12 protein-coding genes are annotated in these 15,168 nt (G+C 67.9%); 4 read left to right on the top strand and 8 right to left on the bottom strand.

The genetic code is table 11. The annotated features are described in order from the left end of the window. The 5 genes from AC1DYI_RS12920 to AC1DYI_RS12900 form a co-directional block, all read right to left on the bottom strand. Window positions 1-1,170: methyl-accepting chemotaxis protein (locus AC1DYI_RS12920; protein ID WP_477204519.1), on the bottom strand; the 1,170-nt coding region annotated here is incomplete at its 3' end. A 16-nt stretch (window positions 1,171-1,186) separates the two neighbouring features. Next, on the bottom strand, window positions 1,187-1,771 hold the full coding sequence (locus AC1DYI_RS12915; RefSeq protein WP_477204518.1) for an SCO family protein: 585 nt from the start codon (window positions 1,769-1,771) through the stop codon (window positions 1,187-1,189). 14 nt (window positions 1,772-1,785) lie between these two features. Then, the gene (locus tag AC1DYI_RS12910) at window positions 1,786-2,109 is read right to left on the bottom strand and encodes a cupredoxin domain-containing protein (RefSeq protein ID WP_477204517.1); all 324 of its coding nucleotides are present in this window, start codon (window positions 2,107-2,109) and stop codon (window positions 1,786-1,788) included. Between the two features lie 31 nt (window positions 2,110-2,140). Next, window positions 2,141-2,545: a c-type cytochrome gene (locus AC1DYI_RS12905; RefSeq protein ID WP_477204516.1), complete on the bottom strand. Its 405-nt coding sequence runs from the start codon at window positions 2,543-2,545 to the stop codon at window positions 2,141-2,143. Further along, window positions 2,542-3,597, bottom strand: a complete 1,056-nt coding sequence (locus AC1DYI_RS12900) for a cytochrome-c peroxidase (RefSeq protein ID WP_477204515.1) — start codon at window positions 3,595-3,597, stop codon at window positions 2,542-2,544. The genes AC1DYI_RS12905 and AC1DYI_RS12900 overlap by 4 nt, the downstream gene beginning before the upstream one ends. A gap of 302 nt (window positions 3,598-3,899) precedes the next feature. Here AC1DYI_RS12900 and AC1DYI_RS12895 point away from each other — a divergent pair, with 302 nt between their 5' ends. Together AC1DYI_RS12895 and AC1DYI_RS12890 are read left to right on the top strand one after the other, a co-directional pair. After that, a complete protein-coding gene (locus AC1DYI_RS12895; protein WP_477204514.1) occupies window positions 3,900-4,340 on the top strand; it encodes a DUF2141 domain-containing protein in 441 nt (146 codons plus the stop codon). A gap of 41 nt (window positions 4,341-4,381) precedes the next feature. Beyond that, window positions 4,382-5,890, top strand: coding sequence for a carotenoid oxygenase family protein (locus tag AC1DYI_RS12890; RefSeq protein ID WP_477204513.1), 1,509 nt, complete (start codon window positions 4,382-4,384; stop codon window positions 5,888-5,890). Window positions 5,891-5,970: 80 nt separating this feature from the next. On the opposite strand, the gene AC1DYI_RS12885 is transcribed toward AC1DYI_RS12890, so the two are convergent. Then, entirely contained in the window at window positions 5,971-7,077 is a 1,107-nt protein-coding gene (locus tag AC1DYI_RS12885) for an S-(hydroxymethyl)glutathione dehydrogenase/class III alcohol dehydrogenase (RefSeq protein WP_477204512.1), read from the bottom strand. Between the two features lie 87 nt (window positions 7,078-7,164). On the opposite strand from AC1DYI_RS12885, the gene AC1DYI_RS12880 reads away from it, so the two are divergent. Together AC1DYI_RS12880 and AC1DYI_RS12875 are read left to right on the top strand one after the other, a co-directional pair. Further along, window positions 7,165-8,439: a DEAD/DEAH box helicase gene (locus AC1DYI_RS12880; protein WP_477204511.1), complete on the top strand. Its 1,275-nt coding sequence runs from the start codon at window positions 7,165-7,167 to the stop codon at window positions 8,437-8,439. Between the two features lie 141 nt (window positions 8,440-8,580). Further along, window positions 8,581-11,673: a transglycosylase domain-containing protein gene (locus tag AC1DYI_RS12875; protein WP_477204510.1), complete on the top strand. Its 3,093-nt coding sequence runs from the start codon at window positions 8,581-8,583 to the stop codon at window positions 11,671-11,673. Window positions 11,674-11,679: 6 nt separating this feature from the next. Here the strand turns inward: AC1DYI_RS12875 and fdhF are convergent, their stop codons facing one another. Continuing rightward, window positions 11,680-14,484, bottom strand: a complete 2,805-nt coding sequence (fdhF, locus tag AC1DYI_RS12870) for a formate dehydrogenase subunit alpha (protein WP_477204509.1) — start codon at window positions 14,482-14,484, stop codon at window positions 11,680-11,682. Next, window positions 14,481-15,168 (bottom strand): NADH-ubiquinone oxidoreductase-F iron-sulfur binding region domain-containing protein (locus AC1DYI_RS12865; RefSeq protein WP_477204508.1); only part of this gene is annotated, 688 nt, incomplete at its 5' end. The genes AC1DYI_RS12865 and fdhF, both read right to left, overlap by 4 nt.

Raw genomic sequence — 15,168 nt, 5'->3', positions numbered from 1 at the left:
CGCCAGGATGTTGGTCTGGAAGGCGATGCCGTCGATCACGCTGGTGATGTCGGCGATGCGGCTGCTGGCCGACGCGATCTCGTTCATGCGACCGATCACCTCGGCCACCACCTGACCACCGCGCTCGGCGGCGCGGTTGGCCGAGGTCACCATCTCGCCGGCCGCGCGGGCCGACTCGGCGCTGCGATCCACCGTCTGCGTCAGCTCGCTCATCGCTTCGGCCGTGCGCTGCAGCGAGGTGGCGGCTTCTTCGGTCCGCTGGCTCAGGTCAAGCCCGCCGCYGGCGATCTCCTGGCTGGCCAGCGCAATGCTGTCAGCCGAGTGGCGGATGCCGGCCACCAGCTCGCTCAGCTGGTGTTGCATCGCCAGCATCGCCTGCTGCAGCTGGCCGAGTTCGTCCTGCCGTACCTGTTCTTGCATCGACCGGCTCAGGTCGCCGGCGGCAATGCTTTCGGCCAGCCGCACGGTGTCGGCGATCGGCCGGGTGATGCTGCGCGTCAGGCGCCAGCCCAACAGCAGCGCGGTGACCACCGCCAGCGCCAATGCGCCGGCCGTCACCCGCTGGCCCAGGCGTGCCGCCTCGGCCGAGCTGTCACGCACTTGCTCCAGCGCGCCGGTCTGCACATGTTGGGCCTTGCCGATCATCTCGGCGAAGGCGTTCATCTTCGGGATCAACGCACCGTACAGCAGCGTCTTCGCGCCGTCTGCGTTGCCGCCTTTTTGCAAGCGCGAGAACTTCAGCAGCGCAACCAACACGCCACTGCTGTGGTTGGCCAGCTCTTCGACGGCCGGCGCGAACGGGTCGTCGCTGCCTTCCATCGCCTTCTGCATCGCTTCGATCTCGGCGCCGATCTTGCCGCGTCCGGCCTCGATGCGCGCCAGCGCCTCGGCTGCCGCCGCCTCGTCGGGCGCCAGCAGCGCATCGCGTGCGGCCATGTTGACGAGCTGCACCTCACCGTTCAGTGTCTGCAGCCGCACCAGTGCGGGCACGCGGCCGTCCAGCGCCGCGGAAAAGCGCGCCTGCATCGCACGCGACTGGCCAATCGCCAAGCCACCGACCGCCAGCAGCAGCAGGCACAGCAACGCGAAGCCCAGCCCCAAGCGGGCGCCGATGTGGCGCCCCGGGGCCCGCAGCAGGCGGCCGAATTTGGGAAGAGGGGCAGTGGACATCGTGGCTTTCAGAAAATCAGGGCGAGGTGAGCTGGCGCACGTCTGCCGCCAGTTCGTCGGCGGGTGTCGTGTAGGCGTAGACGCGCTGGACCTGGCCTCGCGCGTCGAGCAGGTACCACATCGAGCTGTGGTCAACGCCGCCTTCGCGCTCGCGCATGCCCACGCCGTAGCGCTCGGCAGCGCGGGTGATCTGCCTTGGCGTGCCGGTCAGGCCGATCAAGCGCGGGTCAATGTGTTCGAGATGGGTCTTCAGCTCGTGCGGGCCGTCGCTCAGCGGGTCCAGCGTGACGAAGACGATCGCCGGCGCCGCACGCATGCCCCAACCGCCCAGCAGCTGACGTGCCGTGCCCAGCGCAGCCGGGCAGGTACTGCCACAACGGGTGAAGCCGAAGAACAACAAGACAGGCCGGCCGGCCACGCGGGCCAGGCTGAACGGCGCACCATCCTGGTCGATCAGGTCGAGCGGGCCGCCGACACCCGACAACGGCGCTTGCCCATGGCGCAAAGGGCCGGCCGCGGCGGCCGAGCCGCACCACCCCACCGCCGCGCCCAGCACCCACGCTGCGCAAAGCAGGTTGATTCGGCGGTGCAGCGGCGTCACGGTCAACCTTGTGCTCAGGGCGCCACGCTGACGATCAGCCGCATGTCGGGGTGGATCGCGCACTCGATCTCGTACTTGCCCGGCTTGGCGAAGGTGACGGCCTTGGTCTGGCCGTTGCCATAGGTGCCCAGATCGAAGGGCATCGCATCGGTCAGGCTGAAGATGTTGTGCGAGAAGCTGTCGTCGTTGCGGAACACGACCTTGTCGCCGGCCTTGACCGACAGGGTCTTGGTCGAGAAGGACTTGTCCTTCTGGGTCACCAGGTGCTCCTGCGCGGCAAGCGCTTGCAAAGAGGCCAGCGGCAGCAGCAAGGCGAAAGTGATGAGCGGTTTGTTCATGGCAGAGCGGTCGATCAAAGGGTGAAAACGGTCAGCGCAGATTGACCGAGCGCACGAAGGCGGTCACGTCGTTGATCTGCTCGTCGGTCAGCTCTTCGCCCCAGGGCGGCATGCCCGGCGAGCGGCCGACGGCTTCGCCGCCGCGTGCGACGATGAGCCGGATGTAGGCGTCGTTCTTGTCGCTGGCGCGCAGGTTCGCAGGCCGCGGGTTGTGCAGGCGCGCCGCGCGGCCATTGCCGTCGGCGTTCACACCATGGCAGGTGACGCAGTAGTTGGCGTAGACCAGGCCCCCGCGGAAGACCGCTGCATCACGGCTGTCGCGCGGCAGCAGCGCACCGTCGGAGCGGCCGGTGTCGGTACCTGCATGCGCCGCCAGCACCGCGCCGGCCAGCACCAGCCCGGCGGCCAGGCGAGCCAGAGGCAGGGCGCGCCTCATTGCGGCAGCTGCGGCAGGCTGGCCACCTGGGCCGAGCCGGTCAGCGACTTCATGAACGCCACCAGGTCCGCCTTCTCGGCGTCACTGAGGTCGAGCTTGCGCACGTCAGGCGACACATTCGAACGGTCGTCGCCGCCACGGGCGTAGTGGTCAACCACCGCTTCGAGCGTGCCGGCACTGCCGTTGTGGAAATACGGCGCCGTCAGCTCGATGTCGCGCAGCGTCGGTGTCTTGAAGGCCCCCTTCAGCACCGCGACTGCACGGATCTTGAATCGGCCCAGGTCTTCCTGGCCGCCGGGGTGGGCAATGCCGATGTTGTGGAAGCCGTTATCGGTGAAGTTGGGCGGCTTGTGGCAGGCCACGCAGTTGMCCTTGCCCGGGTCCTTGAAGACCTGGTAGCCACGCCATTCGGCCAGGCTGATCGCGCCGCGGTCGCCGGTGACCCAACGGTCGAAACGCGAGTCTTTCGAGACCACCGTGCGCTCGTAGGAGGCGATCGCCTTCGCCACGGTGTCTTCGCTGACGCCTTCGCCGGGGTAGGCGGCCAGGAACATCTGGCGGTAGCCGGGGACCTTGTTCAGCAAAGCCAGCGCGGCCGTGAAGTCGGTCTTCATCTCTTCCGGCGTCTTCATCGGGCCCAGCGCCTGGTCTTCCAGGCTCTTCTTGCGGCCGTCCCACATGAACTGGGTGTTGTAGGCGGTGTTCAGCACGGTGGGCGTGCCGCGGCCGAGCACCGTGCCGTTGATGCCGATGCCGGTGCGCAGGCCGTCGGACCAACCGAGCGACGGGTTGTGGCAGCTGGCGCACGAGACGGTGCCATTGCCAGAGATGCGCGGGTCGAAGAACAGAGCCTTGCCGAGGGCCACACGCTCGGGGGTGCCGTGGTTGTCGTCCGGTGCCGGCGGGTCGCCGAGCAGCCAGATCTTTTCGGCCGGCGTGGCGGCGGGAGGCAGCTCAGCCGCGTGGCCGGCCGCAGCCACCCAGGTGGCGGCCACGGAAGCCAGCAATACAGCGCCTCGAGCGGCGGCGGAAACAGCAGGGCTGTGGCTCATGGAGTACCTCTTCAGCAGCATGGAACCCTGGCTTTTCCTCGGCGGCGGGGGCAACCGCAGCCTGGCCAGGACTGGTTGAGACGCGTCCTGGTATCGACATCATCGGCAGCCCGCCCAAGCGCAAAGCCATGGAAAGGAGGATCACGGCAGGTCATTTCTCACGAATGCGCGCTGCAACTGGCGAACTCTTGCGGCAGGTCACGCTCGCCACGGACCGTTTGTCGTAGCGAACTGGCTACGTGCCGGCGGCCAGCGGAGGATCCGCCTGCGCCAACAACGGCGTACACCTCAAGGAGCCTCCCATGACTGCCCTGTTGCCGCACCGCCTGTCCCTCAGCTTGACCGCCCCCACGCTGTTGCTCGCCTTGCTGGCAGCCGCTGCCCCCGCCAGCGCCGCCACGCTGACACTGGAAGTCCAGCAAGTGGCCGCGCCCGGTGAATTGATGGTCGCCATCTACGACCAGGCCGGCCAGTGGCTGAAACAGCCGCTGCGGGGCCTGCGCCAAGCCGCAGCGGCCGGCACGATGACGGTGCAGGTGTCTGACCTGCCCGATGGCGACTACGCCGTCTCGCTGTTCGTCGACCGCAACGCCAACGGCAAGCTCGACAGCAATGCGATGGGCATGCCGACCGAACCTTATGCCTTCTCGAACGACGCCGCTGGCAACTTCGGCCCGCCCAGCTTCGACAAGGCCAAGCTGAGTGTGAAGGGCGACACCCGCGCCGTGATCCACCTGCCGTGATCCACCTGCCACCTGCCTTGAACGCCCACCAGGAGCCCACCATGCAACGACGTCATTTCCTCGGCGCCAGCGCCGCCGCGCTGGTCACCCCGCTCGCACTGCCCTCCTATGCCGCGGGCACCGCCTGGCAACGTCCGGCCGGCTTCGGCGACCATGCCGCGTTGCAGACGATGCGTGGCTTGCAAGGCCAGGACCTGGCCTGCGACGGCGCCAGCATCGAAGGCAAGCTGCCCGAAGCCCTGCGCGGCACGCTGTACCGCAACGGCCCGGCGCTGTTCGAGCGCGCCGGCCAGCGTTACCAGCACTGGTTCGACGGCGACGGCCTGGTGCAGGCCTGGCGCTTCGATGGTGCCGGCAGCGTGTCGCACCGCGGCCGCTTCGTGCGCACCGCCAAATTCCAGGCTGAGCAGGCAGCCGGCGAATTCCTGCTGCCGGCTTTCGGCACTGCGATCGCGGCCAAGCGCCCGATGCGCGGGCCGGACGACATCAACGTCGCCAACACCAGCGTGCTACCACTGCCAGACCGGCTGCTCGCGTTGTGGGAAGGTGGCTCGGCCTACGCGCTGGATCGCGACACGCTGGCCACGCGTGGCCCGGTCCGCTGGTCCGACGAACTGGCCGGCATGCCGTTCTCGGCCCACCCGAAGGTCGAGCCCGACGGCACCATCTGGAACTTCGGCACCGGCATGGGCAAGATGGTGCTGTACCAGCTGTCTGTAGCCGGTGAGCTGAAGCGCCACGCAGTGTTCGACATGCCGCCCTGCGCGATGGTGCACGACTTCGTCGTCACGAAACGCTATCTCGCCTTCTTGCTGCCACCACTGACGCTGGACATGGACGCGGTGCGCGCCGGTGGCAGCTTCGCCGGCTCGATGCGCTGGCAGGCGCCGGGCCAGTCGAGCGCGACCCGCGTGCTGGTGATCGACAAGGCTGATTTCGAGCGCCGCCGCGTCTTCGAGACGCCGGCCGAGATGGTCTTCCACTTCGCCAACGCCTGGGACGATGGCGAGATGCTGATGCTGGACTACGTGCGCACCGCCGAAGCGCCGGTCGGCGAGCAGCGGCTGCGCAGCATCGTGCACGGCGACTTCCGCGGCAGCCCGAGCTCGCAGCCGGCCTTGCTGCAGCTGAACCTGCGCAGCGGGCAGCACCGGTCAGAGGTAGGCCGCGACGCGCTCGAATTCCCGCGCGTCGATCCGCGCGTCGTCGGCCAGCGCCACCGCGTCGTCTTCTACCCCGCCGCCTTGGGCAGCGACAGCGCGCAACGCTTCGGCCACGACTCGGTGCTGCGGTTGGACCGCGACAGCGGCCGGCGCGACGCCTTCACCTTCGGCCCCGACGCCGTGGTCGAAGAGCATGTCTTCGTGCCCAAGCCCGGCAGCACCCGCGAGGGCGAGGGCTGGCTGGTCGGTGCCGGCTACGACCTGCGCTGGCGTGAGAGCTTCGCCAGCGTGTTCGACGCCGAGCACCTGAGCGACGGGCCGCTGGCGGTGGCACGGCTGCCCTACGCGGTGCCGCACGCCTTCCACGGCCAATTCGCCGCGGCGTGAGGCAAGGTCGTCAGGCCCTCCGCCGTGGCCCCCTCTCCAGCGCCACCCTCGTCATTCAAGAAGTTGATCGAGCGCCACCGTCAGAACTCGACCACCGTGCGGATCGACTCGCCGCGCTCCATCAGCTCGAAGCCCTCATTGATGCGCTCCAGCGGCAGCTTGTGGGTGATCAACTCGTCGATCTTCAGCTTGCCGTCCATGTACCAGTCGACGATCTTCGGCACATCGGTGCGGCCGCGGGCGCCGCCGAAGGCCGAGCCTTCCCAGTGGCGGCCGGTGACGAGCTGGAACGGTCGCGTCGAGATCTCGGCCCCGGCCGCGGCGACACCGATGATGATCGAGCGGCCCCAGCCCTTGTGCGTGCACTCCAGCGCCTGGCGCATCACCTGGGTGTTGCCGATGCACTCGAAGCWGTAGTCGGCGCCGCCGTCGGTCAGCTGCACGATCGCATCGACGATGTTCGGCACGTCCTTCGGGTTGATGAAGTGCGTCATGCCGAACTTGCGTGCCATCGCCTCGCGCGCCGGGTTGATGTCGATGCCGATGATCTTGTCGGCTCCGACCATCTTGGCGCCCTGGATCACGTTCAGCCCGATGCCGCCGAGGCCGAAGACCACGACGTTGGCGCCGGCCTCGACCTTGGCGGTGAACAGCACCGCACCGACGCCGGTGGTGACGCCGCAGCCGATGTAGCAAACCTTGTCGAACGGCGCATCGGGCCGGATCTTGGCCAGCGCGATGCCGGGCACGACGATATGGTTGGCGAAGGTCGACGTGCCCATGTAGTGCAGGATCGGCTGGCCGTTGAGCGAGAAGCGGCTCGAGCCATCGGGCATCAGGCCCTTGCCTTGTGTTGAGCGGATCGCCTGGCACAGGTTGGTCTTGCGCGACAGGCAGAACTTGCACTGGCGGCATTCGGGCGTGTAGAGCGGGATCACGTGGTCGCCCGGCTTCAGCCAGGTGACGCCGGCGCCGACTTCCAGCACCACACCAGCGCCTTCATGGCCGAGGATCGCGGGGAACAGGCCTTCGGGGTCAGCGCCGCTGAGCGTGTAGTGGTCGGTATGGCAGATGCCGGTGGCCTTGATCTCCACCAACACCTCACCGTCGCGCGGACCTTGCAGGTCGACTTCTTCGATCGTCAGCGGGGCACCGGCCTTCCAGGCCACGGCAGCACGGGTTTTCATCGGCAGCTCCTCTTGATTCGTTCGGATGGCCGGCGCATTCTCGACCGAAGGCCGCCCCACCAAGGTCCGGGCGTCGACAATGCCCCCATGCCGTTCGCCTCCCTTGGTCTTTCCGCTTCGCTGCAGCAGGCGCTGTTGGCGCTAGATCACCAGCAGCCTACCCCCGTGCAGGCGGCGGCCATCCCGCCGATGCTGGCCGGGCGTGACTTGCTGGTGCAGGCTCGCACCGGCTCGGGCAAGACCATCGCCTTTGCGCTGCCACTGCTGCAGCAATGGCAGAACGGCACACCACGCACGCCACGCCCGATCGAGGGTCTGGTGCTGGTGCCGACGCGTGAGCTGGCACTGCAGGTCGGTGAAACGCTGGGTGACCTGGCCCACGAGCTGCCTGGCCTGGTCAAGATCGCGGTCGTTTTCGGCGGCGTCTCGATCAACCCGCAGATGATGGGCCTGCGCGGCGGCGCCGACATCGTGGTCGCCACGCCCGGCCGGCTGCTCGACCTGGTGCGGCAGAACGCGCTGAAGCTCAACACCGTGCGCACTCTGGTGCTCGACGAGGCGGACCGCCTGCTGGCACTCGGCTTTGCCAACGAGCTGGCCGAGGTGCTGGCGCTGCTGCCGAAGAAGCGCCAGACAGTTCTCTGTTCGGCCACCTTGCCGCCGCCGGTCAAGGCGCTCGCTGCGACCTGGCTGCACGAGCCTGAAGACATCCGCGTGGCGACCGCCATCGCAGCACGAGCCGACATCCACCAGCGCGCAATCGTCGTCGACGAAGCGCGCCGCACGGCGCTGCTGAAGCAAATCGTGCAAACCTCAGGCGATGACCGCGTGCTGGTCTTCGTCGCGACCCAGTACGCGACCGAGCATGTGGCCGACAAGCTGCGCCGCGGCGGCATCCACGCCGAGGCTTTTCATGGCGACCTGAGCCAAGGCGCCCGCGTACGCACGTTGGACGATTTCAAGGCCAACCGCACCCAGGTGCTGGTGGCCACCGACATGGCCGCCCGCGGCCTGCACATCGACGCGCTGCCGGTGGTCGTGAACTACGACCTGCCGCGCGCCGCCGACGACTACATCCACCGCATCGGCCGCACCGGCCGCGCTGGCGGCCAGGGCGACGCAATCAGCTTCATCACGCCCACGGCGGAAGCACATTTCCGCCTGATCGAAAAGCGCCAGGGCCAGCGTGTGCCGCGCGAAACGCTGCCGGGCTTTGAACCCACGGCGCCGGCCGTGTCACCTGAACAGGGCGCAGGCACCGGGCTGGACCCGAACGGCGGCGTCAAGGGCCATCGCAAGAGCAAGAAAGACAAGCTCCGCGAAGCCGCTGCACAAGCCACTGGCAAAGAGCGCAAGGCGTGAAGCGCACCTGAAAACGTCACCGTCAAGACCTGTTGCGGCCAGCCCGCAAATGGCCCTGGAAGCGGTAGAAAGCCCTTGGTGATGTCACACGCGAAAGGTAAGGTGGTGACGAAATGTTCGCTCTAGAAAAGGCTTGGCTCCTTGTCGAACGCGAAGTACGTTGCCCCATGGAAGAGATCGGTCAGGCGGTTCTTCACCGCGCTGTTGATCCTGGCCACGCTTGGCTTGGCCGGGTTCGTCGCCGACGAGCTTCAAACATCACGCCAGCAGGCCGAATGGCTGAGTGAACGGGCGCGTCATCTCAACTTCGAGGTGCACCCGGGGCCCAGCCCTGCCATCCGCTTCGCCGGCAACGGCCCGTACGACCAGCGCCTGGGCTACCACCAGCTGCCGCAGCTGATCGGGCGCCTCGACAAACAAGACTTCGCCGTCACCGCGCAGGCACGCATGTCGCCGGCGCTGCTCCAGCTGCGTGACGAAGGCCTGTTCGCCACCTACCGCGAGAAAGCCCAGGCCGGCTTGAACGTGCGCGATTGCCGCGGCGAACCGCTGTTCGAGGCGAACTACCCCGAGCGCATCTACGCCCGCCTGGACGCGGTGCCGCCGCTGCTCGTCAAGGCCCTGCTCTTCATTGAAAACCGCGACCTGCTCGACCCACCGGCCACGCGCAACCCCGCAATCGAGTGGGACCGCCTCGGCAAGGTGGCGTTCGACCAGCTGGTGCACCGGGTCGACGAATCACACAGCGCCGCCGGCGGCAGCACGCTGGCGACCCAGATCGAGAAATACCGCCACTCGCCGCAGGGCCGCACCGAAACGGCGCGCGACAAACTGCGCCAGATGGCCTCGGCCTCGCTGCGGGCCTACCTCGACGGCCACGATACGACGACGCGCCGGCGGCAAATCGTGCTCGACTACCTGAACACGGTGCCGCTGTCGGCCCAGACGGGTTTCGGCGAGGTCAACGGCCTGGGCGACGGCCTGTGGGCCTGGTACGGGCGCGACTTTGCAGACGTGAACCAGCTGCTGGCGACGCCCATTGCCGACCCCGGGCCGGACGAACCCGTGCGGCATGCATTGGCTTTCAAGCAAGCCTTGCTGCCGCAGCAGGCCCTGGCGTTCAAGCAGGCTCTTTCGCTGATGGTGGCGCAGCGGCGACCTTCGTACTACCTCGACGGTAACGAGGAGCCTGTTCTGCGCGAGCTGACCAACAGCCACTTGCGCTTGCTCGCCGAGGCCGGGGTCATCCCGGCGGTGCTGCGCGACGCTGCACTCCCGCTGACGCTGCCACTGCAGCGGCGCCTGTCAGCGGAGCCGCCGGTGTCCTTCGTTGAGCGCAAGGCTGCCACCGCCGTGCGCGGCAAGCTGCAACAGTTGCTCGGCCTGCCGCGCGCCTACGACCTGGATCGCCTCGATCTGGCGGTCAACAGCAGCCTGGCCAGCGACGCGCAGCGCGCCGCCACCGCACTGCTGCGCAGCCTGGGCCGCACCGACGCCGCGAAGGCAGCCGGGTTGTACGGCTTTCACCTGCTGAACGAGGGCGACGACACCAGCAAGATCGTCTTCAGCTTCACCTTGTTCGAACGCAGCGAAGGCGCCAACCTGCTGCGCGTGCAGACCGACAACCTCGACCAGCCCTTCGACCTGAATGAAGGCGCCCGGCTGGACCTGGGCTCGACCGCCAAGCTGCGCACCTTGATCACCTACCTGGAGCAAGTGGCCGCGTTGCACGAGCGTTGGGGCGATCTCGACGCGGCGCAACTGGCTGCCGTGGAGGTCGCCGACCATGATCCGATCGGCAGATGGGCTCGCGAGTACCTGGTCGAGAACCGTGATCACGGCCTGCCGGCGATGCTGGACGCCGCGCTGCAACGCACCTACTCGGCCAACCCGGAAGAGGGTTTTTTCACTGGTGGCGGCCTGCACCATTTCGACAACTTCGAACCCGAAGACAACGTCCGCACGCTGACGGTGCGCGAGGCCTTCACGCGTTCTGTCAACCTGGTCTTCATCCGCCTGATGCGTGACGTGGTGCGCCACGTGATGGCCGACCGCGAGGACATGAACGCGGCCTTGCTCGGCGACCGCGGCGACCCCGCGCGCCAAGCCTTCCTCGCGCGCTTCGCCGACAAGGAAGGCCGAACCTTCATCGTGCGCTTTTACAAGCAGTTCACCGGCAAGACGCCGGAAGAGATGGAAGATGCGCTGCTGCAAGGGGTGAGGCCGACGCCGTCGCGGCTGGCGAGCCTGTTCTACGGGCTGGAACCCGACGCCGGCGAGGCCGAGCTGGCGCAGTTCCTGACCCGCCGCTTGCCCAACACGCCGGACGTGCAAGACAAGGCCGACACGTTGCACGAGAAATACCGCACCGGGCGCTGGTCGCTTGCTGACCGCAGCTACCTGGCCGGCGTGCACCCGCTGGCGCTGTGGGTTGCTGGCCACCTGCGCCACCACCCCGAGGCCACCTTGAGCCAGACGCTGGAGGCGAGCCGCGACGAACGCCAGGACGCCTACGGCTGGCTGTTCAAGACCCGGCACAAGAGCGCGCAGGACTCGCGCATCAGAAACCAGCTCGAGCTGGAAGCCTTCGTCGAGGTCCACAAGGCCTGGAAGCGTCTGGGTTACCCATTCGAATCGCTGACCCCGTCTTACGCCACGGCGCTCGGCGCTTCCGGCGACCGCCCGGGCGCATTGGCCGAGCTGATGGGAATCATCGTCAACCGCGGCATGGCGCTGCCGCAGGCGCGCATCAATGCGCTGCGCTTCGCGTCGGCAACGCCTTATGAAACCCAGCTGGCCTATCGAGCACCCGCCGGTGAGCAGGTCATGAAGCCAGAAGTGGCCGACCTGGTGCGGCAGGCGCTGATCGGCGTAGTCGAGGGCGGCACCGCCAAGCGGCTGAAAGGCGCCATGACGCTGCACGACGGCCGCGTGATGCCGATCGGCGGCAAGACCGGCACCGGCGACCACCGCTTTGATGTCTACGGCGCCGGCGGCAAGCTGGTCTCGTCACGCGTCGTCAACCGCTCGGCGACGCTCGCCTTCCTGATCGGCGACCGCTACTTCGGCACGCTGATGGCCTACGTGCATGAGCCCGATGCGGTGAACTACAAATTCACCAGCGCGCTGCCGTCGCAGTTGCTGAAAGCGTTGGTGCCCACCCTGCTGCCGCTGGTCGAAGGCTCGGCCTGCGTCAAGCCGCCGCCGGTGGTGACGGCGGCGAACAACGACTGAGCCACGTCAGACCGGCAGCGGCGCAGGGGCCACCGCCACCGCGCAGTACTTGAACTCCGGGATCTTGCCGAACGGGTCCAGTGCGGGGTTGGTCAGCAGGTTTGCGGCAGCTTCGGCGAATGCGAACGGGATGAAGACCGTGCCGATCGGCGTGCCATCATCGCGCCGCGCCTGCAGCCTCACTGCGCCGCGGCGTGAGGCCACTTGCAGCCAATCGCCGGGGGCCAACCCGAGGCGTTGCAGATCCTGCCCGTGCAGGCTCGCCGAAGGCGCTGGTTCCAGCGCGTCAAGCACCTCGGTGCGGCGCGTCATGCTGCCGGTGTGCCAGTGCTCCAGCTGGCGGCCGGTGATCAGCACGAAGGGGTAGTCGGCGTCGGGTCGCTCGTTGGCCGGCACGATCTGGGTCGGCACCAGGTGCACGCGGCCGTCGTCGGTCGCGAAGCGGTCGCGGAAGACGATCGGCTGGCCGGGGTCGTCTTCGCTCAGGCACGGGTAGGTCACGCTGTGCTCGCGCTCCAGGCGTTCCCAGCTGACGCCCTTGATCACGCCATGCATCGCCTGGCGCATTTCCTCGTAAACCGCGGCGACGCCGCTCTCGGCGCCGTCATAGATCCAAGGCAGCCCCATGCGCTGGGCGATCTGCTGGATGATCCACAGGTCCGGCTTCGCGTCGCCCGGCAGCTCGAGCGCACGGCGGCCCATCTGCACCATGCGGTCGGTGTTGGTCACCGTGCCGGTCTTCTCGGGCCACGCGCTGGCCGGCAGCACCACGTCGGCGAGCCACGCGGTCTCGGTCAGGAACAGGTCCTGCACCACCAGGTGCTCGAGGTTCGCGAGGCCCGCGCGCGCATGCGCAAGATCCGGGTCGCTCATCGCCGGGTTCTCGCCCATCACGTACATGCCGCGGATCTTCTTCGGGTCGTCGTCGGCCTTCAGCGCGTGGTGCAGGATCTCGACCACCGTCAGGCCGGGTTTGTCGTCAAGCTTGACGTCCCAGAAGTTCTCGAACCAGGCGTGCGCCGCGGCATTGGTGACGCGCTGGTAGTTCGGGAACATCATCGGGATCAGGCCCGCGTCGCTCGCGCCTTGCACGTTGTTCTGGCCGCGCAAAGGGTGCAGCCCGCTGCCGGGTTTGCCGATCTGGCCGGTCACCGCTGCCAGCGCGATCAAGCCGCGCGCGTTGTCGGTGCCGTGCACATGCTGGCTGACGCCCATGCCCCACAAGATCATCGAAGCCGGGCTGGTCGCATAGGCGCGCGCCACCTCACGGATCGTCTCGGCCGCGATGCCGCAGATCGGCGCCATTAGCTCAGGCGAGAAAGCCTCGACGCTGGCTTTCAGTTCATCGAAGCGGTTGACGCGCTCGGCAATGAAGACCGGGTCGGTCAGGCCCTCGTCGATCACCGTGTGGAGCATCGCGTTGAGCAACGCCACGTCGCTGTCGGGCTTGAACTGCAGCGTGCGCCAGGCGTGGCGGGCCAGGTCGGTGCGGCGCGGGTCGGCCAGCACGATCTTCGTACCGCGCTGGGCGGCGTTCTTCATCCAGGTGGCGGCCACCGGGTGGTTCTGCGCCGGGTTCGCGCCGATGATGATGATCAGCCCGGCGTGCTGCACATCATTGACCTGGTTGCTGACCGCGCCCGAGCCCACGCCTTCGAGCAACGCGGCCACGCTGCTGGCATGGCACAAGCGCGTGCAGTGGTCGACGTTGTTGCTGCCGAAGCCCGTGCGCACCAGCTTCTGGAACAGGTAGGCCTCTTCGTTGCTGCCTTTGGCCGAGCCGAAGCCGRCCAGCGCCGCCGGGCCGTGCTGGTCACGCAAGTGCTTCAGGCTGCCGGCGGCCAGGTCCAACGCTTCTTCCCAAGTCGCTTCGCGGAACACCTCGCGCCAGTCGCGCTTGGGCTGCCCGGGGTGGTTCTCCGCCGAAGCGTCCTTGGCCACACCGGACCGGCGGATCAGCGGCGTCGTCAGCCGCTGCGGGTGGTTCACGTAGTCGAAGCCGAAGCGGCCCTTCACGCACAGTCGGCTCGCGTTGGCCGGGCCGTCGCGGCCCTGCACGGCGACGATGCGGTTGTCCTTGATCTGGTAGGTCAGCAGGCAGCCGACACCGCAGTACGGGCAGACCGACTCGACCTCTTTGTCGACCCGCTGGTCGCCGATCAGCGACTTCGCACTCAACGCACCGGTCGGACAAGCCTGAATGCACTCGCCGCAGGCCACGCACGAGCTGTCGCCCATCGGATCGCCAAGGTCGAACACCACCTGCACATTCGAGCCGCGGCCGCGCATGCCGATCACGTCGTTGACCTGGGCCTCGCGACAGGCGCGCACGCAGCGCGTGCATTGGATGCATGCGTCGAGGTTCACCGCCATCGCCGGGTGGCTCAGATCCGCCGCCGGCTGTTCGCGGCGCAGCGCGGTCAGCGCCGGGCGCGCCTTCACACCCAGCGCGTCGGCCCATTGGCTGAGCTCGCCGTGCGGGCGCTGTGCATCGCCGCCGATCCACTGGTAGCCCGCCTCGGGCATGTCGGCCAGCAGCAGCTCCAGCACCATCTGCTGGCTCTTCAGCGCACGTTCGCTGCGGGTGTCGACCACCATGCCGGGTTGAACCGCACGACAGCACGACGGCGCCAGTGTGCGCTCGCCCTGCACTTCGACGACGCAGGCGCGGCAGTTGCCGTCGGCGCGCAGGCCATCGGTGTAGCAAAGGCGCGGGATCGCAACGCCCACGCGTTCGGCGGCTTTCAGGATCGTCTCGCCCTCGCGCGCTTCGCAGGCTTGACCGTTCAGCGTGAAGTTCACAGCGTTCATCCCTGCACCTCGTCGGCAAAGTAGCGTTGCACACAGCGAACGACGTTCGGAGCCGCTTGACCCAGCCCGCAGATCGACGCGTCGACCATCACCGCGGACAAGTCGTCGAGCGTGCCGTGGTCCCATGCGTTGGCCTGCATCAGTTGCGCCGCCTTCTCGGTGCCGACGCGGCACGGTGTGCATTGGCCGCAGCTTTCGTCGGCGAAGAAGCGCATCGCATTCAGCGCCGCATCACGCGCCTTGTCATGCTGGCTCAGCACGATGACCGCGGCCGAGCCGATGAAACAGCCGTGCGGCTGAAGCGTGTCGAAGTCCAGCGGCACATCCGCCAGCGACGCCGGCAGGATGCCACCCGAAGCGCCGCCAGGCAGATAGGCGTAGAGCTCGTGGTCGTCAGCCATGCCGCCGCAGTACTCGTCAACCAACTCGCGCAAGGTGATGCCGGCCGGCGCCAGCTTGACGCCCGGCCGCTTCACCCGACCGCTGACGCTGAACGATCGCAAACCCTGGCGACCATGGCGGCCGAAGGCGGTGAACCAGTCCGGCCCGCGCTCGACGATGTCGCGCACCCAGTACAGCGTTTCGAAGTTGTGCTCCAGCGTCGGCCGGCCGAACAAGCCCTTCTCGGCGATGTACGGTGGTCGCAATCTTGGCTCGCCGCGCTTGCCCTCGATGCTCTCGATC

Source organism: Ideonella sp. P3_A4, from assembly GCF_056403075.1.
The sequence above is the reverse complement of the archived record's forward strand: the minus strand, read 5'-3'. Positions and strand labels throughout refer to the sequence as shown.

What these genes read in the sequence shown, in the direction of transcription:
- AC1DYI_RS12880 (WP_477204511.1), top strand. Translation starts at nt 7,165, where the DNA reads ATGCCGTTCGCCTCCCTTGGTCTTTCCGCTTCGCTGCAGCAGGCGCTG.
- AC1DYI_RS12895 (WP_477204514.1), top strand. Translation starts at nt 3,900, where the DNA reads ATGACTGCCCTGTTGCCGCACCGCCTGTCCCTCAGCTTGACCGCCCCC.
- AC1DYI_RS12890 (WP_477204513.1), top strand. Translation starts at nt 4,382, where the DNA reads ATGCAACGACGTCATTTCCTCGGCGCCAGCGCCGCCGCGCTGGTCACC.
- AC1DYI_RS12910 (WP_477204517.1), bottom strand. Translation starts at nt 2,109, where the DNA reads ATGAACAAACCGCTCATCACTTTCGCCTTGCTGCTGCCGCTGGCCTCT.
- AC1DYI_RS12905 (WP_477204516.1), bottom strand. Translation starts at nt 2,545, where the DNA reads ATGAGGCGCGCCCTGCCTCTGGCTCGCCTGGCCGCCGGGCTGGTGCTG.